Here is a 25,147-nt window from a genome sequence, read left to right as displayed (position 1 = left end):
TTTACAGTGTAAAATAAGGCCGATCGCTTTAAGATTCACCAATCAAGATCGGCCTTTTTATTGTTAAATAAATCACAGCAAATATATGAAGAAAATTCGACTATCATCCCGAAAGGGGTGAGTTGCGCCTGTTTACCAACCTTAAAATCAAGCACTTAGGCTTTGTAAGCCTGACGGCTATGCCCTTTCAGGGACCCAGTGCCGGGAGCATGTTTAACCCCGGGACAGTTGCCCCGGGGTTATTTAAGTTCGCCCCTTATCAGGGACTTGATGGATTAGCCCTATTTGTGTCATTCACAAGGTAAGTAATTTATAGAAAGAACCTAATTGTTAATATCATCGCAAAACTAGACTACAGCCTTGAACTTTTATAATAGATTCGTAATCAATTGATTATAAGAATATCTTTTTTGTGTTAATGTGCAGAATTTCAGCACGATACGAATTATCTTGCATCTAAGTAAAATCATAAACCATTTAAAATGTGTTTTTTATAATTTTCTTAGTTTTTTAAATATGCCGCAAAAAGAATCAAAATTTCTTATATTCGAAAGTTTCCAGCTTCTAACTTCCAGCCTCCAGCTTCCGGCTTCCGCGCGGCTGGGCTACTAATATCTAAAAATCTAACGATCTATTGCAGGTTTGGTCTTTTTCAATTTTATTCAGCTGTCTGAAAAGTTGATTGGCATTCAGGATGCAGCAACTTCTAATGTTCAGGCCTGATTTTTTTAACGCAAGGGCCACCCAGGTATTGCAGGTTCTGAAAAGATGATATTTCTTTTTTGAAAGAAAATAATAGCGATTGTTTTCATTGACTGTACTGAAGCAAATTTTTCCGTTATCGTTTCGAATAAAGCTTTCAGAGACAAATCTGCAAAGACTAAAAAACTCTTTTTTTCTGAGGGAGATAGATTTTATTCTGGCATTCCGGCCATAAGCTGATTGTGCTTCAACATTGAAAGGAAAAACTCTCAATACGCTTTGTGTTGGCCATAATATTGCCCTTATGGCTAATGAGATCGGGCGACCGCTTGCCTGGTAGAACTTCTCGTCACCCCAGCTTACATCTATGTATTTATCTTTTTTATATAGGTCTTTTTTCGGCCAGACAGATTCCGGAATATCATCTACATTGATAATAAGTCCTGTATGCCAGGCCTGCTGAACTATCAAAACCTCATATTCTGTTTTTTCTTTTCCGGGCTTGATTGCTCCCATATTAGCAGTGCAAGAAAGTAAGAAAGCAATTGCAAGAGGACCTAAAATAGTTTTTTGGCGCATTGTGATCACTTTATTAGTCTGTTATATAAAATTACAAACTTAGCCTGATTTTAACTAAATGCTTTTTTGTTTCTTTGCAGGCAAGTTTTAATTCTACAAAAGAATAATGAAGCAGTCATTGCCATTAGAATTTCGGGAAAGAATGAAAAACAGGTTTCCGGACAATGAGTATCAGATTTTTATTAATAGCCTGGACGAACCACCTGTGAAATCGGTAAGAGTTAATCCCCGAAAGTCTGGACACAATTCCGTTACTAATCAACCGGTTCCCTGGTGCGAGTATGGATTTTATCTGGATCACAAGCCTGTTTTTACTCTTGATCCGCTTTTTCATGCCGGAACCTATTATCCCCAGGAAGCCAGTAGTATGGTTCTATGGTATCTTTTAAAACATATTGAATCAGAGGATGGCAATAACTTAACTGTTTTAGACTTGTGTGGTGCGCCAGGCGGAAAATCTACATTAATAGCTTCATTTTTAAATGAAAATGGCTTGTTGGTGGCTAATGAGGTCATACGGTCCAGAGCCAAAATTTTGCAGGAAAATATTATTAAATGGGGAGCCCCCAATGTGGTGGTTACTCAATCCGATCCTTGCGACTTCGGGAAATTACCAGGCATTTTTGATGTCATGGTGGTGGATGCTCCCTGTTCCGGGGAAGGCATGTTTCGGAAAGGCGATATTGCCCGAAATGAATGGTCGGTGGAAAATACCAGGATTTGTTCCGAGCGTCAGAAACGAATTCTCAAAGCCTCCTGGCATGCATTAAAAGAGAAAGGGTGGTTGGTTTATTCTACCTGTACTTTTAATTCTTCCGAAAATGAGGAAATCCTAAATTGGTTGATCAATGAAAAAGGAGCCAGGGTTTTGAAGCTGGAAGTTCCCGAAGCCTGGGGAATAACTACTGTTTCGGTAGGCGAGGGCAATGGATTGGCATTTTTTCCCCACAAAGTAAAAGGGGAAGGCTTTTTTGTTGCATTGTTACAGAAAACAGAAGAATCAAAACCTGTAAAACCTCCAAAATCATCAGGTAAGAAGATATCTGTTCCTTCCGGGGTTAAGCGTTTGGTGAAAGCTTCGGAGAATTTCTTTTTTGAGGAAAATGCTCAGGTCTGGAATGCATTTCCCGGAAGATCGCAGAAAACACTGTCAGTTTTGAAGAAGCACTTAAATGTTCTTCACTCGGGGTTAAAGCTTGGGGTAACCGGACGCAAAGGATTTGTTCCGGACCAATGTTTGGCAATGAGTTGGGTGCGAAGTGACCAATTTCCGGAGATAGAACTTTCCAAAGAAACGGCTCTGAGGTACCTCAAGGGAGAGAGCATAACGGGTGTAAGTGGAAAATCTCTAGGTTTTTATTTAGTTACATGTAACAGAATACCGCTTGGTTTCGTTAAAAATGTGGGAAATCGTTTCAATAATCTCTACCCCAAAGAATGGCGTATCAGAATGAATATTTAATAAATCTTTTGTATGATGTTTTAATTGATTTTCAGATTTATATAAATTATCTTAAATCTTTATTCCAAAAATCTCATTGTTTACTGTCAGAGATTCATCTTTATTAAATAAGTTTGGGGCGATTTTACTATTTGACTTTTATTGTTTTATCGGCAAGTCTTGCCAAAAAAAATATCAACATGCTACTAAAATACCGGGTTTTATTATTCGCAATTCTTTTTGCCGGTGCGGGTTGTGACGATTCTAACGGAGATGATGTTTCTGGTGATGATTTTGGCTGTGTAACCTCTTTTGAACAGAACAGGGCGTTTGAAGTTGTCACGTTCAATATGGAGAATTTTCCAAAAGAACAGAATACCATCATGCACGTAGCTGAGCTTATTGAACATGTTAATGCGGATGTGATTGCAGTTCAGGAAATCTCCAGTGAAAGCGTGTTGAATGGACTTGCCAATCAAATGAGCGGGTGGGAGTATGTTTTTACTCCGGATCCTTCCTCTGATATTTCTCTTGGCTATTTATATAAAGCTACCGAGGTTGAACTTATTGAAGAAGCTACAGATGTTTGGTTTGAAGATGATTGGTGGCGTTTTCCAAGAGCCCCCTTTGTCATAAAGATAAGACACCGTGAGAGCGGACTTGAAACCATACTCATTAACCTTCACCTTAAAGCAATGGGCGATGCCGATGATATTGGTCGCCGCTATCAGGCATCACAGGCTCTGAAAGAATATCTGGATACCAATCATCCGGATGACTTTGTTATTGTTTTGGGAGATTACAATGACGAATTGGCTGAAGAGAAACAAACAGAAGATGTGTTTGCCAATTTTACCGATGATTCGGAGAATTACAAGTTTGCCGATATGTCCATTGCTACCGGTAATAAGGATTTTTGGTCTTACCCCGGGTGGCCAAGTCACATCGACCACATATTGATGACTGATGAATGGTTTGATTATTTTGATGAAGCCATTACGCTTCGTCCCGACCAATGTTTTGATGACTACGAAAACTATATTTCTGATCATCGTCCGGTTGTGGCGGTTTTTAATCTGAATTAGTTTTATATTACTAAATATCGGCTCAATAATCGCTCATAAGAATTATATTTGCCGCGCTAAAAAAATAGTGGGTAATGAACATTCGATTTGTACTGAATATTCTGGGACGGGTTTTGATTATCCTGGGGTTGTTTATGTGTACCAACTTTATTTGGGTTGCAGTATACAATGAAGCAACCTTTTGGGGACATTTCTATTCATGCATCATCACGCTGTTAGGTGGGATGGGGCTCTATATTGGGTCGTCCGTCAATTTAAAACCGAGTTTAGGACTCAGAGAGAGTTATCTGACTGTTACTTTTGCCTGGGTTGTAATTTCTGCATTCAGTGCATTGCCTTATATGTTTACCCAATCGATTCAAGGTTACGAGAATGCTTTTTTTGAATCTGTTTCGGGGTTAACAACAACCGGGGCATCCATTCTCAATGATATTGAAGCGGTCCCAAAGAGTGTTCTCTACTGGCGTAGTCTTACGCACTGGATTGGCGGTATGGGGATTATCGTATTGGTGGTTGCTATTCTGCCTATGCTCAGGGTAGGGGGTTACAACCTCTTTAAGTCCGAAGCAACCGGCATATCTTATGAAAAACTAACTCCGCGAACAGCCAGTACAGCCAAACGCCTTTGGGGTATTTACGTTGGGCTAACCTTTATTCAGGTGGTTTTTTTGATGTTGGGGGACATGAATTTCTTTGATTCCTTGTGTCATAGCTTCGGAACCATTGCCACGGGAGGTTTTTCACCAAAGAACGACAGCATAGCCGGGTATTCACCATACATTCAGTATGTGATTATGGCTTTTATGATGCTTGCAGGTATTAATTTTACCTTACATTATTTCACCATCAAAGGGAAGTTTAAAAAAGTAACTGGAAATGATGAATTGAAAACTTATCTGTCTATCATTATTGTTACCGGCGTAATCATTGCTGTTGTTTTAATCAGAAACCTCGACATCGGTATTGAGGAAGCTTTCCGGAATGCATTCTTCCAGGTCGTGTCCATTGTAACCTCCACAGGGTACATAACTGATGATTATTTACTCTGGCCTACCCAGGGGTGGATTATGATTTTTCTTTTGTTCTTTGTTGGTGCCAGCGTGGGGAGTACAGGAGGTGGAATCAAGGTGATACGTTTGGTAGTTGCCTTTAAAAGTTTTTACGTGAATTTTCGTAGGCTGTTGCACCCAAACTCTGTGATTGTATTAAGAGTGAATGGAGAAGTGGTTGATGATGAAAAGGTCAGTAACATTCTTGGTTTCATAGTGCTTTATTTTATGACTGCCTTACTGGGAACTGTTGTAATGATATTTTTAAATGTAGATGCCGTAACAGCCATGGCGTCAGTTATTTCGTCAATGGGGGCAGTGGGGCCTGCTTTTGGAGAGGTAGGACCCACCAGTAACTTTTTTATGATTCCTGATGGAGGAAAATATATTCTTTCATTTCTCATGATCCTTGGTCGCCTGGAACTGACAACTGTTTTTGTCCTTTTTACTTTGGATTTCTGGAAAGACTAATTTTTAATTCCATATTATTTTTCTTTCCTTTGCACGCAAAATCAGGTGAATAGCCTGATTTTTTTATTTATAATAATAAGCAACAACTAGTTCAGAGTATATGACCGTTGATGTAGAGCCAAAAGAAACAAAGAAAATTATACCTACCAACATCCTTCAGCAAACAGCCTTTTGGGCTCGTTTGAAGAAAAAACAAGGATGGGGTATCCGGGCTTTCGACTTGTCAATCGGGAAGAGTGAACACTCCACGGGACGACAGTTGAAGCGTGATGAACGTGAGGGGGATGTATTGATTACCTTACGGGAAATAGGTGGCGGCAGGTATATGGCTTATGTTCCTTTTGGCCCGGAACAGCTCCCGGATGAGGAGCGTCGTGGGAACTGGCTGGAGGAGATCTCTGAGCAATTAAGAGATTTTTTGCCTGATGAATGTTTGTTTGTGCGTTACGATCTTAATTGGGAGTCTCCATGGGCAAGAGAAGATGATTTCTTTAGCGAAGACGGAACATGGCTCGGTGATCCTGATACCTATGTGCAGGAAATGAGGATGAACTTTGATACCCGCCATTTTCGGTTGCGAAAATCCCCCTCTGATATGTTGCCGGCACATACCGTTATGCTTGATCTTGACAGAGATGAGGAGAGTTTGCTTATGGATATGAAATCCAAAACCCGCTACAATATCAGATTGTCTCAGCGCAAAGGAGTAAAGGTTAGGAAGGCAGGAATGGACGAGCTGCCAAAATGGTTTCGGCTTTACGATGAAACTTACTCCCGCAATAAGCTGGCTTCAAATGATATGTCGTTTTTTGAACAGGTTTTTAAAACCCGTGCCGATGATACATGGTCTCCCGGTGAGGTAGATTTGCTTTTGGCAGAAAAAGACGGAGAGCCGCTGGCCGGTATGTTTCTGGCGCGATCCGGAAACAGAGCTACTTACCTGTATGGTGCTTCTTCGTCAAATCAGCGCAACTTGCAGGCTAGTCATGCACTTCAATGGGGTGCGATACAACGAAGTCGCGAGATGGGGTGCAGAGAATATGATTTTTTTGGAATTTCTCCAAATCCGGACCCCGATCACCCCATGTATGGCTTATATCGGTTCAAAACAGGATTTGGCGGCACCAAAGTCCACCGGCAGGGGTGTTGGGACTATCCTCTCAATGAAGAACTTTATGATCAATATCGTATGGCTGAATTAAACGCTGCGGGCTATCATTTGGGTTGATAGATGCCGGAGCTCCTTCAACGCTTATCCGCCGCAAAAATCCATAAAAAGTCAGTAATGCCGCTTTGAAGATTGGCAATTGAATTAAGCTCAAACGAGTCGAAAATAATGCTGTCGCCCTGTTTTAGAATAAATGGCTTCCCTCTTAAATCAATTTCAATTGATCCGCTAAGCACATGGCAAAATTCCTGTGCCCTTCGCGAACCTTCAACCAATCCTTTACAGTTTCCCTGCTTTTCAAGTCGCACCATATAAGGTTCAATGCTTTGTGACGGACTGTAGTGAGTCAACATATAGAGGGTTGCTCCGGCTTCGGTCTGTTTAATTAGTTTTCTTTCATTAAAATTCATGAGTGGATTGTGAGAGAGATTTTCCTGCTCCCCAATTAAAGTTCCAACCGATGAGTTAAGAGCAACTGAAATATTCTTTAATGTATGTAGTGAGGGAAAAGTTTTTCCGTGTTCGATTTGTGACAAAAGACTAAGGCTTACACCTGCCATCTTACTTAAACTGCTCAAAGACAGCCCTAAGTCATCTCTTCTCTGTTTTATTCTTTGACCTAATTTTTCCATAAGAAATCCATTCTTTCAATGGCACAAATTTAAATGAATTTTCTATATAAATGAAAGTCATTCTCATAATTGTTTACAAATACTGAAATATTGAACAGGAATTTAATGGATTTTGAAAGTGCGGTTTGAAGTAGTTAAAATATTGGTAAAAAGAGTTTTAAAGGTGTTTTTTGATGGGTTTGAGATCGAAAATGAAATGCTTGTAGTTAAAATATACTAAATAAATTTCTATAAAGACATTTTTTTTCTATAATTGCAACCGGATTGAGAAACAATTTGAAAGAATAAATTGTTTCAATTCCGTAAAAAGAACGTGATTATTTTCCTGAATTGAAATAAATGGAAGCAAAAAATGAGAGATTTGTATTTTATTTCATTTCAAGATGATATTTAAGTTCAACTGAAACCAATTAAACTATTTATATGAGCGACTTGATTAAAAAAGTGGAAGCCAAAGGTGTTAAGCTTCCTGAAAATGTGAAATCCTTATTGGAAAACTGTAAGGGTGTTAAGTTCTTCAATACCACTGATGAACTTGTTGAAGCCGCTACCAATGGAGAAAAAGAATATGAAGTAAAATATAATGTCCCAGGGAAAGGGGAATATGTAGAGGCTGTTGTTCAGAAAGTGAAAAACGGTATCTCTGCCAATTATACTGAAGCCTACATGAGACGGCGGGATCCCGGAACGATGGTGATTGCCGATGATAAACCCACCGACAAAACCCGCTTTAAGGATAAATTTGGTTATGAGTTTTCCGGTATTCAGGAAGAAACTTTCGAATGGTTGAAAGATCAGGAACTGGCTGTTTTCTTCTATTTTGCAGGACGGGCCGGAATCGGTTCTCTTGGAATTGCCATTGCTCCGGCCAATGCGGGGTTCTTTGCTTTAGGACTGGCAATGTTGCAGGAGCATGTTGCATTGGAAGACCTGAAGCCCGGAGATGAAATTAAATCCTCCATCTTTGTAGCTCCTGTTTTCAGACACACCCACTTCGATGGAAAACAGGTTGTAGTGCACAACCGTACTGATGATGTTCATGAGTTGTATTCCTACAATCTTTATCCGGGGCCAAGCGCTAAAAAAGGATTATATGGGGTTATTCTGACTCAGGGAGAAAAAGAAGGTTGGGTCACAGCACACTGTTCGGCAGTGCAGTCCATTAGTCCTTACGATAACCTTACTACTTTTATGCACGAAGGAGCCAGTGGTGGTGGTAAGAGTGAGTTGCATCAGCATATTGTTCGTGAGCACGACGGGCGTGTTCTTATTGGCAGAAACACCGTTACAGATGAAAAGAGATATATATCTATTCCAAGATTCTGCTCTTTTACACCGGTAGCTGACGACATGGCATTTTGCCACCCCGATGTTCAGAAGGAAGACGGAAAACTTCGTATTGTAGATGCTGAAAACGCATGGTTTGTGCGTACAGACAGTGTGAATAAATACGGCGATGATCCGTTTTTGGAAGAGAAAACCATTAATCCTTCTATGCCTTTGTTGTTCCTGAATATTGATACTGAACCAGGTGCTACAGCTTTGATTTGGAATCATATAGAGGACGAACCAGGTGTTAGGTGTCCAAATCCAAGGGTTATTTTGCCACGAAAAAGTGTTGAAGGTGCTATAGAAAATGAAGTAGCCGTAGATATTAGAAGCTTTGGATTGAGAACTACCCGTTGTACAAAGGAAGATCCTAGTATTGGAATTGTGGGTATGTTCCATATCCTGCCTCCGGCGATTGCATGGTTGTGGCGATTGGTTGCTCCTCGCGGACTTAACAATCCAAGTATTGTGGGAACAGGAAAGATGAAGAGTGAAGGAGTTGGATCCTACTGGCCATTTGCTACAGGACGCAAGGTTACGCATGCCAACTTGTTGTTGAAGCAAATTACTGATACCCCAAGAACTACCTTTACTTTGGTGCCCAACCAGAACATTGGAGCCTGGGAAGTTGGATTCAAACCTCAGTTGTTGATGCGTGAGTATCTGACTCGTCGTGGAGCTGCTCGTTTCAGAGATGATCAGTATCAGGAGGCCCGTTGTCCGCTGTTGGGATATGAATTAAACCATCTGACCATAGAAAGTTCCAAAATTCCTTCAAGGTTCCTGAAAGTTTACAATCAGGCTGAAGTGGGAGTTGAGGGATATGATGCCGGTGCTGAAATGTTGAAGAGTTTCTTCAAAGAAGAACTTCAGCAATATTTGACTCCGGACTTGCATCCAACCGGCCGTAGAATTATTGAAGCTTGTTTGAACGATGCAACTGTGGAAGAGTACAACGAAATTGTACCAATGAGTTTTGAGTATGGATATTCCTTTAATACAATAGAAGATCATGAGTAAGGTTATAATTATAATGGGTTCCAAAGCCGATTTGGATTGGGCCCAAAAGATTTCGGATGGTCTGAAGAATTTTGATGTCGAATCGGAATTGAAAGTTGCTTCAGCTCATAAGGTTCCTTTGGAATGCTACAACATTATTAAGGAGGAAGAAAAAAACAATCCGGTATTTATTACCATTGCTGGTATGAGTAACGCATTGAGTGGCTTCAGCGATGCTCAGACACATTGTCCGGTAATTGCTTGTCCTCCTTCGAGCAGCTCTTTTGGTGGAGCGGATATTTACTCTAGTTTGCGGATGCCTTCGGGCGTGGCACCACTGGTGATCTTAAGTCCGACCAATGCTGCTCTGGCCGCTGCAAAGATTCTGGGTATTTCCAATGAGAAAGTTCAGAAGAAAGTTGTGGAGTTTCAGGAAAAACAACGACAAAAGCTTAAAGAGGACAACGCCTCTTTAACTTAATGATTCAGGGTTTTTTTAGGGTAAGTGAGAAGACCTTAAAAGCAAATTCTAATTAATTATCCATGAGGTGATTGTTTCGGTTAGTCTGATTTCCGGATCACCTCATGGATTTTCTTGGTTTTGACCCTTTTGGTGGAAAGGCCCCCAATGGGTTTTCATTCGAAGAGAAAAAATGAGATATTTGCAGACTGATTTAACGGTAAACATAATTAAGGAAGTATGCAGATCGGGAATGATATAACCCATGCAGCGCAATTGATTCAGAGTGGGGAATTGGTGGCTTTTCCAACCGAAACGGTTTATGGCTTGGGAGCGGATGCATTAAATCCATCTGCAGTTGCCAAAATTTTTGAAGCCAAGGAACGGCCTGCTTTTGATCCGCTGATTGTTCATGTGGCTCATCTGAATCAAACGAAAAGTTTATGCAGGCAATGGGACGAAAGGATCAGACTTTTGGCTGAACACTTCTGGCCCGGACCGCTTACTATTGTTGTGGAAAAGAACGAACGGGTGCCGGATATTGTAACCTCCGGATTAAATACCGTTGGCATCCGGATGCCCGATCATCCTCTTGCTTTGCAGTTGATTGCAGAAGCTAAAACTCCAATAGCAGCACCAAGTGCCAATAAATTTGGTAGAATTAGTCCTACTAAGGCATGGCATGTTGCTAACCAGTTGACCGAAGTACCTTATATTATTGACGGTGGTCAGACAACTGTTGGTATTGAATCGAGTGTTATCCGGCTTCATGAGGATGGTTTTGTGATGCTTCGGCCCGGAGCAATAAGTAGCGATCAGATTAGAGAAGTTATCCCTGAATCAAAAATGTCGGATGAGGAACATAAATTGCATTCACCGGGTTTGATCAAATCACATTACAGTCCTCAAAAACCTCTTTTTATAGGAGAGATTGACCTTAAAGAAACAGATCTTTCCAATGCCGGACTGATTGCATGGGGGCAACCTGAATATGCTTCAAAATTTAGTAAGGTCGAATATTTATCGGTCGATCAACGTATGGAGGAAGCAGCCATAAATCTTTTTAGTGCCCTTCACAATATGGAATCCTCTGATGTGGAATTCATTGTGGCTGACCCGGTTCCCGAAGAAGGTATTGGCATTGCCATTATGGATCGAATGAGAAAAGCAGCCTACAGATATCGGAATACTTGAATTGATAAGGAGGAAAGATAAGAATTAACCATTAAAACAGAAACCTACACAAAAAACTATGGATAAACTATCAAATCGATTAAGCAGCTTACCGGCTTCAGAGACTATTGCTATGTCTCAACGCAGTCGTGAATTACGTGAAAAGGGTGTGGATGTGATTGACTTGAGTCTGGGAGAGCCGGATTTCTCCACACCTTCTCATATTAAGAAAGCTGCTCAGCAAGCAATTGAAGACAATTTCACAAAATACCCACCGGTACCCGGGATTCCCGAATTAAGGGAGGCCATTGCCCGTAAGCTAACGGACAAGAATAAGCTTGGTTATAGCGCTAACAATGTTGTGGTTTCGACAGGGGGAAAGCAATCTCTGGCCAACGTTATTTACAGCCTTATTGATGAGGGCGATGAAGTCATCATCCCTACCCCATATTGGGTGAGCTATCCTGCTATGGTTCAATTGGCAGGCGGAGAATCTGTTTATGTGGATGCCGGTATTGACCAGGATTTTAAAATTACCGGCAATCAGTTGGAGGCTGTGATTACCGATAAAACCAAAATGGTTATATTGAATAGCCCCAGCAATCCAACAGGAAGTGTTTATTCATTTGAGGAGCTAAAAGATTTAGCTGATGTCTTGAAGAAGTACCCTGATGTTTTTATCATCTCAGATGAAATATATGAATTCATTATCTATGAAGGTGATCATCACTCCATTGCCGAATTTTCGGAAATAAAAGACCGTGTAATATTGGTCAATGGAATGTCTAAAGGATTCTCAATGACCGGCTGGCGTGTTGGGTATATTGCAGGTCCTGAGTGGATTGCCAAAGCTTGTGCCAGACTTCAGGGACAGTATACTTCCGGAACCAATATTATTTCTCAAAAGGCTGCCTTTGCAGCTATTACCGGTTCCATGGATGAGACAAAGGAGATGGTTAAAGCTTTTAAAAAGCGCCGCGATCTGGTACTTGATATGGCAGGTGATATTCCTGGCCTTAAGATCAATAAACCTCAGGGAGCTTTTTATCTGTTTCCGGATGTATCAGATGTTTTCGGAAAAAGTTTTAACGGTAATATGATTCAAAACTCTGCAGATGTAAGTGCCTATCTTCTGGAGGAGGGGCATGTGGCAACTGTATCTGGTTCAGCTTTTGGTAATAAAAACTGCATTCGTTTGTCTTATGCCACAAGTGAAGACTTGCTGAAGAAAGCGATGGAACGAATAAAGGATGCTTTTGCTAAGCTCAAATAAAATGCATTACAATATAAATTAAAACCGGGTCTGTTGATAAATTTCAGCAGGCCCGGCTTTTTTTATGCCTTTATGCGGGGGGCTTTTCCTCCATCATTAACCTGCCTAAGCCGCAGAGCGGCGAAAGATCGGTAGAAAATTGATTCTATATGTAAACTAAGCTGCGGAGCTGCGACCGAAAAAAGTACACGGATGCTATCCTTCCTGTCGCCGCTCCGCTATTTCTAGTACAACCATGGCATTGGGATTTCCACAGTGTCTCTGCTCTGCGGTTTACTTCATCTTCACAACCACTCTTCTTTTTAGCTGCCCCTTAAGCATCAAATCTATTTTTTCCTGCAATTGGTCAGGCCTTATTTCCTCAAAGGTTTCTGATAAATGCGCTGGCTTCCATTCATCGGCCAGTTTATTCCATACCTCGCTTCGATATTTCATCGGGTAATTCTGAGAATCGATACCTATTAAAGTAATTCCGCGCAAAATAAAAGGAAATACCGTTAACTGAATTTTTGGCGATGCTACATTGCCGCAGCAGGTGACAGCCCCCGTAGATTTGGTGGTTTTGAGGATGTTTTCCAGAATGGTTCCGCCAACAGTGTCAATGGCACCGGCATAAGCAGGCTTTAACAATGGTTTCTGGTCCATGTTTTCAATTTCGTTGCGCAGAACAATGTCACTGGCGCCCAGACTTAACAGATAATCTTTTTCAGATTCCTTCCCGGTGATTGCGCTTACGTTATAGCCCAGTTTACTCAAAATTGCAACGCTCAGAGAGCCTACTCCCCCGGTTGCACCGGAAACAACTATTTTACCCTCTTCAGGTTTTACCAATTCTGTTAGGCGCAACACCGACATCCCTGCCGTCAATCCGGCAGTTCCATAAATCATGGCTTCTTTCATCGAAAGAGATTTCGGAAGTTTTACAGCCCATCCCGCCGGAACCTGGATGTACTCACCAAATCCGCCATCGGTATTCATTCCCAGATCGTAGCTGGTTACAATTACTTCATCTCCGTGCGAAAACGAATCACTGTGCGATGCCTCAACTATACCTACAGCATCTATTCCGGGTGTATGGGGGAACTTCCGTGTGACCCCTTTGTTGCCTGTGGCAGAAAGGGCATCCTTGTAATTAAGAGAGCTGTAGTGGACTCTCACTAAAATTTCATCTTCATTTATTGGTGCGAAAGGCATTTCTTCAATGGATGTTTCGAAATTGCCCTCATTCTCACGTACACGAAATGCATTAAATGTTTCTGGTTTGTCGGTCATTGTTATAGCTTTTGGTTATTTTTGTAACAAATATCTGTGAAAATATTCTAACAGACAACAACTTACAATTTGTTTGCAAACGAACATTTATTTCCGGTATGAACGTTTTCAATACATCACCAAGGAGAAAAAAATGAAAAAAAGTTATTGCCCCATCGATACATTTATCAACGTCATAAAAGGGAAAAGAAAAGGTACCATTATTTTGCACCTCTTTCAAGGGAAAAAGCGGTACAACGAATTAACAAAGCTGATGCCTGATATCAGTGAACGAATGCTTACCAAACAGCTGAAAGAACTGGAGGAGGATGGACTGATAAACAGAACTGTATTTCCGGAAGTTCCACCTCGGGTGCAGTACAGTCTTACTCCGCTGGGCCATGAAATTCATCCTGTGCTGAAAGGGATGTATAAAGGAGGGATGTTATTTGAGAATAGGATTGAGGCAGAGGGGTAGAGATAATAGGTGGATAAACCATATAAGGATTTACAGGGGAGTGCCCAAAATTGCGATTTTTTAAACAGCTGTCAGCAAAGGGGGCTCCTTAGGTATGGCGGATTCTTTCTGAAGAATGTGGCAGAGCTGAGGCCGATTCGCCGCACGAAATGACGGATCGGAATCCGCCATACCTATAAGGAGAGGCAGTTGTCTTGCGTTGTTTTAAATTTACCAACTCCCCTAAGCCGCAGAGGGGCACAAGAGTGGTAGATGAAAGAAATCGGTATGGTTGCCCAAGCTGCGGAGCTGCGCCTGAAAAGGTATAGGGATTTTGTCATTCGTCACCACTCCGCGGTTATTTATGGGTTACACTCTTTAGTTTTGTATTACCGCTCTATCGTCGCTCCCCGGCTTTAGGTTGGTGGGTGTATAGGGGGGCCTTTGGGTCACCGCTCCACGGTTTGAGGTAAAATGGTGGGATGGTGTAAGGGCCAATGGCATAGAGCATGGGGTAAAGAGGAAGGGGATAAAAAGCATGTTATTGCTTTTGAATAAGTAGGATTCTAATTTTTCTTGTAATTTCAGAAAAAATCCATCATATGAGTCTCAAAAAGAAATTATACATCATAGTTTTCTATACCAATACCCGGGCTGGCCGTTTCTTTGACCAGGCTTTATTGTGGGCAATACTCATTAGTATACTTACTGTTCTTCTGGAAAGTGTTGAATCGTTGAATGAGCGACATGGGGCCCTTTTTGAAGGTGTTGAGTGGTTTTTTACATTGTTATTTACTTTCGAGTACATATTGCGGATTTATATCAGTCCCAAACCATCAAATTACATTTTCAGTTTTTGGGGTGTAATTGATTTTTTGGCCGCCATTCCTCTTTATGTCAGTTTGTTTTATCCCGGGGCCCAGTTTCTGTTTGTTATTCGTTTTTTGAGGTTCCTGCGGGTTTTCAGGGTTATGAAACTGGCTCGTTTTACTTCTGAGGCCAAGGCCCTGTCGGTTGCTCTGCGTTCAAGTATGTATAAAATCACCATCTTTTTTACTTCCATTCTGATTCTTGTATTATTGCTGGGTACCCTTATGTATGTGGTAGAAGGAAGGGGAGACGGGTTTGACAGTATTCCCGAAAGTATTTACTGGGCCATTATTACCATTACTACAGTAGGGTATGGCGATTTAGTCCCTCAAACCTCTCTTGGGAAGTTTATCTCATCTGTTGTTATGATCATCGGTTATGCCATCATTGCTGTTCCCACAGGTATCGTCACTTCTGAAATGAGCAAAAACCGTAAGGAGAGTACCGGTTGCTTAAAATGTGGAAATCCCAATCCTGATGACGCCCGATACTGCAACAAATGTGGAGAAAAAATTTGATGTGGTTTTCTTATAAAAGTAAGGCGTACTGCTTAAACCATGGCTCATTCTAGCGGTCTATTGTACTGGAAGAAAATTTCTCACCAAAGATGAATATTCAGGGGCCCTATTCATTTCATTGATTCGGAGGCTTAAGTCATAAAGTCTTGAAGGTTAGGTTGCAACTCCGGAATGGGAACTGGTGTTGAGAGAGGTTTCTTATATACACAGGAAATAAAAAAATCCACTTATCTCATGAATACTTTAGAACGCATTTTTCTGGTTGCTATATTATTCAGTATTTTTTTAACTAATCCTTTAAAGGCCGGAGGAAATGAAAAACCCTGTTTGAAAAGAGATGATTTGATAACCGTTTTTCTTGATTTTCCTTATCATAACCGGTTTATTCGGGAATCCATCGGTATAGTTAATTATGTCCGCGACCGGCAGTTATCTCAGGTGCACGTCAAAATTACAAGGCATCATAGCGGTTCGGCCGGAAGCAATTATGTTATTTCATTTATTGGACGTCAGGATTTTGAGGGAATGAATAATGAAATAACCTTTTGGGCTCCAGGTACCAATTCGGAGGATCAAACCCGACGCGGATTGCTTGAGAGAATCAAACTGGGATTGGCCCCATACATTGCCAATACCAGCCTGAATGATCAGATAACTGTCAACATAAGCGAAGATTTTGCAACAGCTCCTGCAACAGAGATGGAGGATCCGTGGCGGAATTGGGTGTTTGAAATATATGGTGGCGCCAATTATTACGAGGAGTCCACCAAATCAAGATTTAATTCACGATGGGGCTTTTATGCTGATAAAATTTCTGATAAATGGAAAATTCGTATCCGCCCGTATTTTAACATCAATACCAGCTCTTTTGAAAACGATGATGAAACAGTGGAGAATGAAAATTATCGACATGGCTTTCATGGGTTTATGATACATAGTCTCGGAGAACATTGGTCTGCCGGTTTGTTTGTGAACATGCTCTCAAGTACCTTTCACAATATGGACTTTAATTTTGAAACCAGTCCCGGGATAGAGTATAGTTTTTTCCCTTACAGTGAGGCCACAGAACGTGCCATTACATTAGTTTACCGTATGGGAATGGCCCGAAATTACTATATGGAAACCACCATTTTCGGAGAAGACGACGAAACCTTACTACAACAGTCTTTGGATCTTTCTTTTAATTTTGAGCAGCCCTGGGGATCAGTAAGAGCAGGGTTAGAGGGATCTCACTATTTTCATGACTTTGATGCCAATAGACTGGAGTTCTTTTCGCGTTTCAATCTTCGTCTGGTAAAAGGATTGTCTCTCAGTTTTGGAGGCAACCTTGATTTGGTAAATGACTTATTAACCATTCCCGCAGAGGAAGCCTCCCTGGAAGAGATATTGCTTCAATCCAGAGCCCAGGCCACCAGTTATCAGGTTTATACAACTGTGGGTGTGGCCTATCGCTTTGGATCAAGTTTCTCTAATGTGGTTAATACCCGTTTCTGATTTTTTTTAATCTGTGGATCAACGGGTGGCAATTCTGTAAGTCTTTGTACCGGTGTGAATTTGTCCAAACTGATCGTGGGCTTTTACTTCAATTGTATGCATGCCGGGATCAAGATTGGTTTTGATGGGAGCCATCCATAAATGTGTACTTTCGCTTGGATTACTGGGACGACGCCCCGGCATTAACTCATCTGCATAATCCCATTCATGCAATAGATGCAGGTAGGAGGGATCATAGGTATTGATGTATCGCATTTTTCTCCATTCTCCCTTGTCAATGCGGACAAATAATGAATCATTTTCGCTTCCCATAAAGAAGTTGGTCACAATTCTGACAGAAGTGCGCTCATTATGAGCAACGACCTTTGGTGCAAATATTTCCATCTGATAATCCACCGGTTGATCGGCAACTTTATATTTTATTTTGTAATCGGCTCCATTGAAAGTGATATAAGCATAGCCTCTGGGCGTTCCGTCACGCATGGTTGAGACAGGAACGCCCTCTTCATTGAGTTTACCACTGTACCAGTCGCCCGAAGTGGTTCCTACATTGTATTCGTGGTGTGGTTGTTCCTGTTGCCATCCCTGTTTCTTGTCAAAGAAATCCTGATTTTGTGTGTGGGTATGAGCCGAGAGTGACAAGGTGTGTGGATATTCCTCCAGAAGGTTAAATAGCTTCTCACGGTCTTCATCGTTAAAAGAATCTCCAAACATTCCTTCGCTCAGAGGAATATGAAATGCTAAAACAACCAGATGATCTTTGGGAACATATTTCAGATCATTTTTAACAAATTCCAATTGATCCTTCCGAAATCCACCCCAGTAACCACGTCCATCACGAGGATCGGGGTAAAGTATATTGTCAAGAATAATGAAATGAACTTTCCCGTGATTGAAGGAGTAATTAGCAGGACCAAAGTGCTTTTCGTAGGTTTCATCTGAGAGTGAATCTGCCTTTACATCAAAATTCATGTCGTGGTTTCCCATAACATTGAACCAGGGGATGCCTACCTCTTTTATGGCATCAATATATGGGTTAAATAGTTCCAGATGATCGCCTACAAGATCTCCCAGACTTAGTCCAAAGGCTACGTTTTGTATGCCTTCAACCTCTTTTACAATGCCCCGGTAAAAATAATCCACTTGTTGTTTGGTGTATGGTTGGGGATCGCCAAAAGTAAGCATGGTAAAATTATTAACCGGTGCGGAGGGGATAAGTCCGAAATCTATTGATTTGGGGAGTTTTCCGGTGGGGGCCACCCCGTCGTATTTTAATTCGGGTGACCCCTGTGGTTTGTGATAATGAAAAAATTGAGGAAGATTATTCTCGTTTAGGGGTAAATTATAGCCCGAGGGTTTTATAACGAAAATGATGTTATCTTTATCAACGGGTAATTCATAACGGCCCTGTGTATTTGTCAGAACCACCTCTTTGCCATTGGATATGGAAACCCCGGCAATGCCCTTTTCTTCTCTTTCTTTTTTCTGATTACCATTAAGGTCTTCATAAACTGTTCCTTTTGCTGTGCTCTGGGCAGATGTGTTAATCATAAAAGCACCTGCAATAAGAAGGACCGGGAGTAAAATGTATTGCTTCATTTTGTATGAATTTATCAAAGATTGGAGAATGATTTTGTTCTTGTCAATGATAACAAATATTTATGCTTCGAGGTTTTAACGGGGTGCTAATGTTTTGTTTTTTTCGGCAGGAGGAGGGTATGGTTCAAAAATGATCTCTTATTTGTTTTGTAATAATTTCTGCATTATTTAAAGGTTAATAAATTATTTAATACATTTGAGGTAACAGTTTAAAAGTTTTTTTGACTTCTAACTTTAAACCTAACCAATCATGAGTAAGTCCGGAAAAAGAAAAACTAATAAAAAGAAAAATTTAAATTCATCTTCCAATGGCTCCTTCAAAGTTTTTGTTTCTGAATTGTTGGAAGCAATGGATTTGTTGAAGCTCCCTGAAGAGCATTTCAATCTGTCCCGTGAAAACCTGCGTTTAATGTACGAAACGGGCATATGTATGAAAAACCCTGTCAGAGGCAATGATTTTATTCAGCCCATTGAGGTGAGGACCCTGGGACGAATATTAAAGAGATATTACCGTCGTAGAAAATTTCCTGTGGGAGGTGCAAGACTTACTTTAATGCAAATTGGTAAATTATGTAGTTTGTTCAGATGGGAAGGAATTTCCCAATCTAAGAAATCAGAAAAGGATCCTGCCCTGGAAAAGGTGATCAAAGAAATTGAAGAGTTGATCTATAAAGATTATTGTAATTTTTGGTTGGAGTGTTGTTTTAATTTAATGGCATTTTCCAGCAATCCTTCGAAAAAATACTACTCATTTGAATTTAATTGCGATATTGTAGAAAACGGGGCCCCAAAACTGGTTTTCTATTTGTCGGTTTCAGCTTATCCTGCAAGAGAGTATGGTTTTACACTAGGGGGAATATATCGTCCTGCCTATCGTTTGGGCTATGGAAGTTTGGGAGGGCAATTAGAGTGGGTGAACATCAGCAGAGACCAGGTAAAGGATCATTACAAGGGAGAAAAGCAGGAAATTGAAGTTTTTATTCAGTCACATGCCCTTCATCGTATAAAGGAAAGACTTGATTATTTTAATGATATTCTTCTGAATTATTGGATTTTTTGGAATACAATTAAACTTAAAGGGATCCAGTCTTATAAAGATTACCTGTTAATTCCTTTTGAGGTTTTTGATATTAAGGTGGGTTATTTTGCTGCAACAATATTGGATGAAAAGCTTTTAATCCGGTCGTTTTTGTTTTTAACTCATAGTTCTACTCCTGAAGGAGATAAGTTAAAAGAGTTAACAGGACTGGGAAAATACGATGTTTCATACTGGAGAATTGACAGGTACAGTACTTTTATGGGACTGAAAGAGAAGGAATATCCTCATTTGAAAGAATTATTTTCTCAAGCCGGTTTACAGGATCTTTTTAAACTCAGAGAGTTTGGCCATTCCCGGGATAAACTGTTGGCCAACCCTTTTGATGAGTTAATGGCTTTTCTTGAACGCGGCCGGAAAGCGGAAGTTGTTCAGGAAAAAGAATGGATGGATTTCCTGGAATTTGCTTGATGAAAGTGTCTGACATGGCTTTTCTTAACCTGATAATTCATGATTCTTCCGGGTGTGGAGAATTTTATATTCCGCGCAAATGTTGGTGATGATTTTTCTTTACGTCACAGCCTAAAAATTAAGTCCATAGATTATTAGTCAAACTAACTCATACTTTTTTGGTTTCAAAAATAAGTGCCCGCTGCAACCAATCAGACGATTCTGATTAATTATCCAAAAATTAAAGCAATGATGAAACGTTTTTTTAATGTTGCAATAGGTGCACCACTTGTCGTTTTAATGGCTTGTTCTTCAGGCGAAGCTGTGCAGGAAGCTTCTCAACTCAAACCAGGGCAAAAGTTTAACTCGCTGACCATCTCGGAGGTTCGAAACAGTCAAGATGGATTTGCCCTTTTGTTCCGTGACACGATTGTTTTGGAAGGGGTAGTCCATAATTCATCCCTTGGAGATTATGGAGTGTCGGCAGATTTGCTGGATCAAAAAATTAAAGTTGCAGATAATATTATTGATCCGGGGGTAGAAAAGGTTCTCTATTTCAGAAATCCCAAAGAAATAGGCCGGTATTTTTCGGAAGCCATGTTCATAGATACTCCCGATGGGAAAGTCCTGTCCGGTAATCATCATATTAAAGTAAGGGCTACCGGTCTTGAAGTAAATACCAATTCCCGCGATCTTATTTCTGCAAAAGTTGTTGACGTATTGTCCATTGATGGAAAGCAACCTGTGGAGCCCACGGAAACAATGCCGGAGAGACTGACACTGGAAAAGCTCCGGGCGCAAAAGGGGAAGAAAGAGCGTCAGTTATGGGAAATAATCGGTAAACTGGTTAAAGCACAACCACCTGAGAACGGATTGTTTTATAAGAATGACATCCGGAATTTTATTTATTACAAAACCAATGATGATTTTCGGGCTTTCGTTGATGAATTATTTGCTATGGGGTATGGCATAGAACAAGCCGAAGGCGAGTATTATTTGTATGTTGAGAAACCTGCCGGTTATCAGGACGGTGAGGTCGATCAAAGCACAGGAACGGGGTTGTTAAGAATGGAGGAACTTAAAAAAGGTCAGGCGGTTGAAGGACTAACCATCTCGGAATATGAGCTTGTTCCCGGCGATCATTTTGTGATTGGTTTTGAGGGACAATTTCAGACCAGCGGTAATCTTTATCTCGATGAAATGTGGGACGAGATTACTTTTGAAGCCAATGAGGGGGAAAAATTGAATCGTGAACTTGAAGTAGCGGGATATCCCTTAAAAATGATGAATTATGTGAAATTTCAGAATGAGGATGCAATTAAAAAGGCGCTGGACCAGGAAAAATTGAAAAGAATTATGTCAGGGGATAAAGTGCCCGTTACAATTATTGTCAGAAATTATGGTTTGGGCGGTGCTTTTCAGTCGGAGTATGGTACAAATTTCGAATTTGTTTCTTTTACAGAATAGAATTAACCGGGCCTGAATAACGCAATAGGCAGAAATGGGGCAATCTCATTTTCTGCCTTTTTTTTTACGCATCCTTTTTAACCGGACATCAATGATAAAAAATATGTATTCCATGACTCCGGGGAATTGGCAACTTTTTTTGAACTGTATTATAGTCGAAATACTCCGTTGAGTTTGGCTCGAGTTTATATTTGCGATGATATTAACAATTAGGTTTTTCCTCTAAATACCTGCATGATGCATAAAATGCTAATCCATAAAGTTTCATTCGGGGACATTGGAAAAATTGCTCTTTTAAACTACAATCTTGAGTTTTTACAAGTATCCGGTAGTAAATTGTTTATTTGGTTGGCGGTGCAGTGCGAGAATTTCTCAAAATAAGATCTTTGCGTCCTTGCGTCTGGGCGTTTAAGCTTTGTTTAACGTACTATTGATGGTCCCGGATAAAATCTTTTTGGATAAAATGTGAAATAGTGCAAAAAAAAAGTGATTAAAAATATTTTAAAAGTTAAAATTACTTTTTACATTAGCAGACTGTAATAAGCGTTAGAGTTACTTTTAAATATTTAAAGAATGACCCTTACTGATATATATAAAGGAAGTCCCAGGAATTATGTTTCAGTCGATTGTGTGATATTTGGTTATGAAGATTATGAGCTGAAACTGCTGTTGTTTCAACGTGAAATTGAACCGGAGAAGGGAGGTTGGTCTTTGTTGGGAGGATTTTGCGGAGAGGATGAATCATTGGAAAATGCGGCAGCCAGGGTTTTGGATAAAACCACCGGCTTAACCGACATCTTTATGGATCAGGTGCAGGCTTTTTCATCCGTCGATCGTGATCCCGGAGGGCGCGTTATTTCAATAGTATTCTACGCGTTGATACCCATTTTTCAGCAGAACAAAGAAAAAGTGAATAGAAAAGGGGCAAAGTGGTTTCCTGTCAATGATTTGCCGGAGCTGATTTTTGACCATTCTGAAATGGTTGAAAACGCTATGAAAAAGCTTCAACTGAGAGCCAGTTATCATTTGGTTGGCAGGGAACTGCTCACTGAACAGTTCACTCTGATGCAGTTACGAAGTCTTTATGAGGCCATTTTTCAAAAGGAACTTGACCCCGGTAATTTCAGAAAAAAAGTTTTGTCGCTTAAATTATTAGAGCGCCTCAATAAAAAGAATACAACAGAATCGAAGAAGGGGGCCTATTTATACAAATTTGTGTCAGAGCCCGAGAAGAGTAATGAAAGGATTTTAAAAGTAAATATTAGTTTATAAATTATTTGATTGATGGAAAAGTTTGATTTTACGGAGCATTCTCATCGCAGGTATAATCCGCTAACCGGAGAATGGATTTTGGTGTCTCCACATCGCACCAAACGTCCATGGCAGGGAAAAGTTGAAAAGGATAATCAGGAGAAAAGACCTGAATACGATCCAAAGTGTTATTTGTGTCCCGGAAATGAAAGGGCGGGAGGTGTGAGTAATCCCAATTACGAAAGCACTTATGTGTTTAAAAATGACTTTAGTGCCCTTATTCCGGATGTACCCGGTGGCGAATTTTCTGATGGGGAACTGTTTTATGCCAAAAGCGAACAGGGACTTTGTAAGGTTATTTGTTTTTCCCCCCGCCACGATCTGACGATTCCGGAAATGAAAACTGAAAACATCAAAAATGTGATTGATGTTTGGCAAAATGAGTACAAGGAACTGGGGCGCCTGGATTTTGTGAATTATGTTCAGATCTTTGAAAATAAGGGTGACATCATGGGTTGCAGCAACCCTCACCCTCATGGTCAAATATGGTCTCAAAATGCGGTTCCTACCGAGCCCGCCAAAGAACAGGAAAAGCAAAAGGCCTATTTTGATAAGCATGGCCGGACTTTACTCAGCGATTACCTGACCCGTGAGTTGGAACTTAAAGAACGAATTCTGGTTGAAAATGATCATTTTGTAGCTTTGATTCCTTTTTGGGCTACATGGCCTTTTGAAGCTATGATTCTTAGCAAGAGAGCTGCTTCAGATATTTCACAACTTACCGAAGATGAAAAAATGGCTTTTGCTGATTGTTATAAAAAGCTGACAGTCATGTATGATAACCTTTTCGAAACATCTTTCCCTTATTCGGCCGGATTGCATCAGGCACCAACCGATGGGCAGGAACATCCGGAATGGCATTTACATATGCACTTTTATCCGCCTTTGCTTCGTTCTGCTACGGTTAAGAAGTTTATGGTTGGCTACGAAATGATGGCCAATCCGCAACGGGACATCACGGCCGAGCAAAGTGCCGACAGACTTAGAAATTTACCTGATACTCATTATAAGTTAAACGATTAAATTTAAACAGGAATAACCATGGCAAAAATTGAATCACTTATTGAGAGGTTGAATAATGGTGACAACCCAATGTTTAATAAACTTTATGGTAGTGAGAAAAGCGTGCTTAAAGAGCAGTTTGATCGCTATGTAAGTTTAATGAATGACTTTAAATCCACTTTTGGAAACGACGATGTGGATTTGTTCTCTTCTCCCGGGCGCACCGAGGTGGGAGGTAACCATACCGACCACAACCACGGACGTGTACTTGCCGGTGCGGTAAACCTTGACAATATAGCAGTTGCAGCTCCCAACGGGACCAATACCATTCGCATCAAATCAGTTGGTTATCCCGAGTTTCAGGTGGATCTGACTGACATGAAACCTGATGAAAAGGAGTTTTACACTTCATCGGCGTTGGTAAAAGGTATTGCTGCTAAAATGAAAGAAAACGGCTACGAAGTGGGTGGTTTTGATGCCTGCGTTGAAGGTCGTGTGCCCAAAGGATCAGGGTTGAGTTCTTCAGCTTCTTTTGAGGTTCTGGTGGGCGCCATCATCAGCAATATATTTAACGACGGCAAAATGGATGCTGTGGAGAATGCAATTATCGGACAGTGGTCTGAAAATAACTTTTTCGGAAAACCTTGTGGTTTGATGGATCAGACTGCATGTTCGGTAGGTGGTCTTATTACTATTGATTTCGAAGATCCTTCAAAGCCCATTGTTAAGGCGATTGATTTTGACTTCGTTTCTACCGGATACTCATTGGTTATTACCGATGTAGGCGGTGGTCACCACGATGCAGCTTCACAGGCTGAGTATGCTTCCCTGCCTACTGAAATGAAGGCGGTAGCATCCGAACTTGGTGCCGATGTATTGAGACAGGTTTCTTTAGACCAGATCATTGAAAAAATACCGGCCATCAGAGAAAAAACCGGTGATCGTGCTATTTTGCGTGCCATCCACTTCCAGGGTGATAATCAACGTGTCGTTGAACAGGTAAAGGCGCTTGAGGATAATGATTTCCAATCGTTCCTCGAAATGGTCGTAGCTTCTGGTTACAGCTCTTATATGTACAATCAGAATATTTTTGATGTTACTCATAAGGACGAGCAGGTTGTTTCATTGGCCCTGGCTTTGAGTGAGTTGGTGTTGAAAGGTAAGGGCGCCTGGCGTGTTCATGGTGGCGGATTTGGTGGTACCATTCAGGCATTTGTTCCTGAAGACCTGGTTGATAAATATGTGGAAACTCTTGAGCATGTATATGGAAAAGGCAAATGCCACAAATTGTTCATCAGGGCTGAAGGTGCAATAAAATTGGATGTTTAATC

General features: G+C 40.8%; 20 protein-coding genes. 16 read left to right on the top strand and 4 right to left on the bottom strand.

Going from position 1 to position 25,147, the window contains the following annotated elements; genetic code table 11:
• Positions 1-615: 615 nt before the first annotated feature.
• A complete protein-coding gene (locus DDZ16_RS07660; protein WP_232526588.1) occupies positions 616-1,281 on the bottom strand; it encodes a DUF2459 domain-containing protein in 666 nt (221 codons plus the stop codon).
• A gap of 106 nt (positions 1,282-1,387) precedes the next feature.
• Between DDZ16_RS07660 and DDZ16_RS07655 the strand changes: the two genes are divergently transcribed.
• The 4 genes from DDZ16_RS07655 to DDZ16_RS07640 all read left to right on the top strand — a co-directional run bounded on the left by DDZ16_RS07655 (position 1,388) and on the right by DDZ16_RS07640 (position 6,555).
• Positions 1,388-2,743 (top strand): methyltransferase RsmF C-terminal domain-like protein, encoded by a 1,356-nt coding sequence (locus DDZ16_RS07655; RefSeq protein WP_109263842.1) that lies wholly within the window; start codon positions 1,388-1,390, stop codon positions 2,741-2,743.
• 179 nt (positions 2,744-2,922) lie between these two features.
• Complete coding sequence (locus DDZ16_RS07650) at positions 2,923-3,807, top strand: endonuclease/exonuclease/phosphatase family protein (protein ID WP_109263841.1); 885 nt, start codon at positions 2,923-2,925, stop codon at positions 3,805-3,807.
• 74 nt (positions 3,808-3,881) lie between these two features.
• On the top strand, positions 3,882-5,327 hold the full coding sequence (locus DDZ16_RS07645) for a TrkH family potassium uptake protein (RefSeq protein WP_109263840.1): 1,446 nt from the start codon (positions 3,882-3,884) through the stop codon (positions 5,325-5,327).
• Between the two features lie 100 nt (positions 5,328-5,427).
• Positions 5,428-6,555 carry a lipid II:glycine glycyltransferase FemX gene (locus tag DDZ16_RS07640; RefSeq protein WP_109263839.1) on the top strand — a complete coding sequence of 376 codons (1,128 nt, stop codon included), beginning with the start codon at positions 5,428-5,430 and terminating at the stop codon, positions 6,553-6,555.
• Between the two features lie 17 nt (positions 6,556-6,572).
• On the opposite strand, the gene DDZ16_RS07635 is transcribed toward DDZ16_RS07640, so the two are convergent.
• Entirely contained in the window at positions 6,573-7,127 is a 555-nt protein-coding gene (locus tag DDZ16_RS07635) for a helix-turn-helix domain-containing protein (protein WP_109263838.1), read from the bottom strand.
• Positions 7,128-7,550: 423 nt separating this feature from the next.
• Between DDZ16_RS07635 and DDZ16_RS07630 the strand changes: the two genes are divergently transcribed.
• From DDZ16_RS07630 to DDZ16_RS07615, 4 genes are all read left to right on the top strand, one after another.
• Positions 7,551-9,476: a DUF4914 family protein gene (locus DDZ16_RS07630; protein WP_109263837.1), complete on the top strand. Its 1,926-nt coding sequence runs from the start codon at positions 7,551-7,553 to the stop codon at positions 9,474-9,476.
• Positions 9,469-9,936: a 5-(carboxyamino)imidazole ribonucleotide mutase gene (gene purE, locus DDZ16_RS07625; protein ID WP_109263836.1), complete on the top strand. Its 468-nt coding sequence runs from the start codon at positions 9,469-9,471 to the stop codon at positions 9,934-9,936. Before DDZ16_RS07630 ends, purE begins: the two co-directional genes overlap by 8 nt.
• 219 nt (positions 9,937-10,155) lie before the next feature.
• Positions 10,156-11,109 (top strand): L-threonylcarbamoyladenylate synthase, encoded by a 954-nt coding sequence (locus tag DDZ16_RS07620; RefSeq protein WP_109263835.1) that lies wholly within the window; start codon positions 10,156-10,158, stop codon positions 11,107-11,109.
• A 58-nt stretch (positions 11,110-11,167) separates the two neighbouring features.
• The gene (locus DDZ16_RS07615) at positions 11,168-12,361 is read left to right on the top strand and encodes a pyridoxal phosphate-dependent aminotransferase (RefSeq protein WP_109263834.1); all 1,194 of its coding nucleotides are present in this window, start codon (positions 11,168-11,170) and stop codon (positions 12,359-12,361) included.
• A gap of 273 nt (positions 12,362-12,634) precedes the next feature.
• On the opposite strand, the gene DDZ16_RS07610 is transcribed toward DDZ16_RS07615, so the two are convergent.
• Positions 12,635-13,633 carry a YhdH/YhfP family quinone oxidoreductase gene (locus DDZ16_RS07610; RefSeq protein ID WP_109263833.1) on the bottom strand — a complete coding sequence of 333 codons (999 nt, stop codon included), beginning with the start codon at positions 13,631-13,633 and terminating at the stop codon, positions 12,635-12,637.
• Between the two features lie 133 nt (positions 13,634-13,766).
• On the opposite strand from DDZ16_RS07610, the gene DDZ16_RS07605 reads away from it, so the two are divergent.
• From DDZ16_RS07605 to DDZ16_RS07595, 3 genes are all read left to right on the top strand, one after another.
• Positions 13,767-14,090 carry a winged helix-turn-helix transcriptional regulator gene (locus DDZ16_RS07605; RefSeq protein ID WP_109263866.1) on the top strand — a complete coding sequence of 108 codons (324 nt, stop codon included), beginning with the start codon at positions 13,767-13,769 and terminating at the stop codon, positions 14,088-14,090.
• A 581-nt stretch (positions 14,091-14,671) separates the two neighbouring features.
• A complete protein-coding gene (locus DDZ16_RS07600) occupies positions 14,672-15,457 on the top strand; it encodes an ion transporter (protein ID WP_109263832.1) in 786 nt (261 codons plus the stop codon).
• Positions 15,458-15,691: 234 nt separating this feature from the next.
• Positions 15,692-16,951, top strand: a complete 1,260-nt coding sequence (locus DDZ16_RS07595; RefSeq protein ID WP_146192210.1) for a hypothetical protein — start codon at positions 15,692-15,694, stop codon at positions 16,949-16,951.
• Positions 16,952-16,969: 18 nt separating this feature from the next.
• Here DDZ16_RS07595 and DDZ16_RS07590 read toward each other — a convergent pair whose 3' ends face one another.
• Positions 16,970-18,550 (bottom strand): calcineurin-like phosphoesterase C-terminal domain-containing protein, encoded by a 1,581-nt coding sequence (locus DDZ16_RS07590; RefSeq protein WP_109263830.1) that lies wholly within the window; start codon positions 18,548-18,550, stop codon positions 16,970-16,972.
• A 250-nt stretch (positions 18,551-18,800) separates the two neighbouring features.
• On the opposite strand from DDZ16_RS07590, the gene DDZ16_RS07585 reads away from it, so the two are divergent.
• The 5 genes from DDZ16_RS07585 (at position 18,801) to DDZ16_RS07565 (ending at position 25,145) form a co-directional block, all read left to right on the top strand.
• Positions 18,801-20,057 (top strand): hypothetical protein, encoded by a 1,257-nt coding sequence (locus tag DDZ16_RS07585; RefSeq protein WP_109263829.1) that lies wholly within the window; start codon positions 18,801-18,803, stop codon positions 20,055-20,057.
• Between the two features lie 228 nt (positions 20,058-20,285).
• Positions 20,286-21,503: a hypothetical protein gene (locus DDZ16_RS07580; RefSeq protein WP_109263828.1), complete on the top strand. Its 1,218-nt coding sequence runs from the start codon at positions 20,286-20,288 to the stop codon at positions 21,501-21,503.
• Between the two features lie 573 nt (positions 21,504-22,076).
• Positions 22,077-22,775: an NUDIX hydrolase gene (locus tag DDZ16_RS07575; protein ID WP_109263827.1), complete on the top strand. Its 699-nt coding sequence runs from the start codon at positions 22,077-22,079 to the stop codon at positions 22,773-22,775.
• Positions 22,776-22,787: 12 nt separating this feature from the next.
• A complete protein-coding gene (locus DDZ16_RS07570) occupies positions 22,788-23,837 on the top strand; it encodes a UDP-glucose--hexose-1-phosphate uridylyltransferase (protein ID WP_109263826.1) in 1,050 nt (349 codons plus the stop codon).
• Between the two features lie 18 nt (positions 23,838-23,855).
• Positions 23,856-25,145, top strand: a complete 1,290-nt coding sequence (locus tag DDZ16_RS07565) for a galactokinase (protein WP_109263825.1) — start codon at positions 23,856-23,858, stop codon at positions 25,143-25,145.
• Positions 25,146-25,147 lie beyond the last annotated feature (2 nt).

Source organism: Marinilabilia rubra (genome assembly GCF_003121985.1).
Lineage (GTDB): Bacteria > Bacteroidota > Bacteroidia > Bacteroidales > Marinilabiliaceae > Marinilabilia > Marinilabilia rubra.
This window is presented reverse-complemented; position numbering and strand designations above follow the sequence as displayed.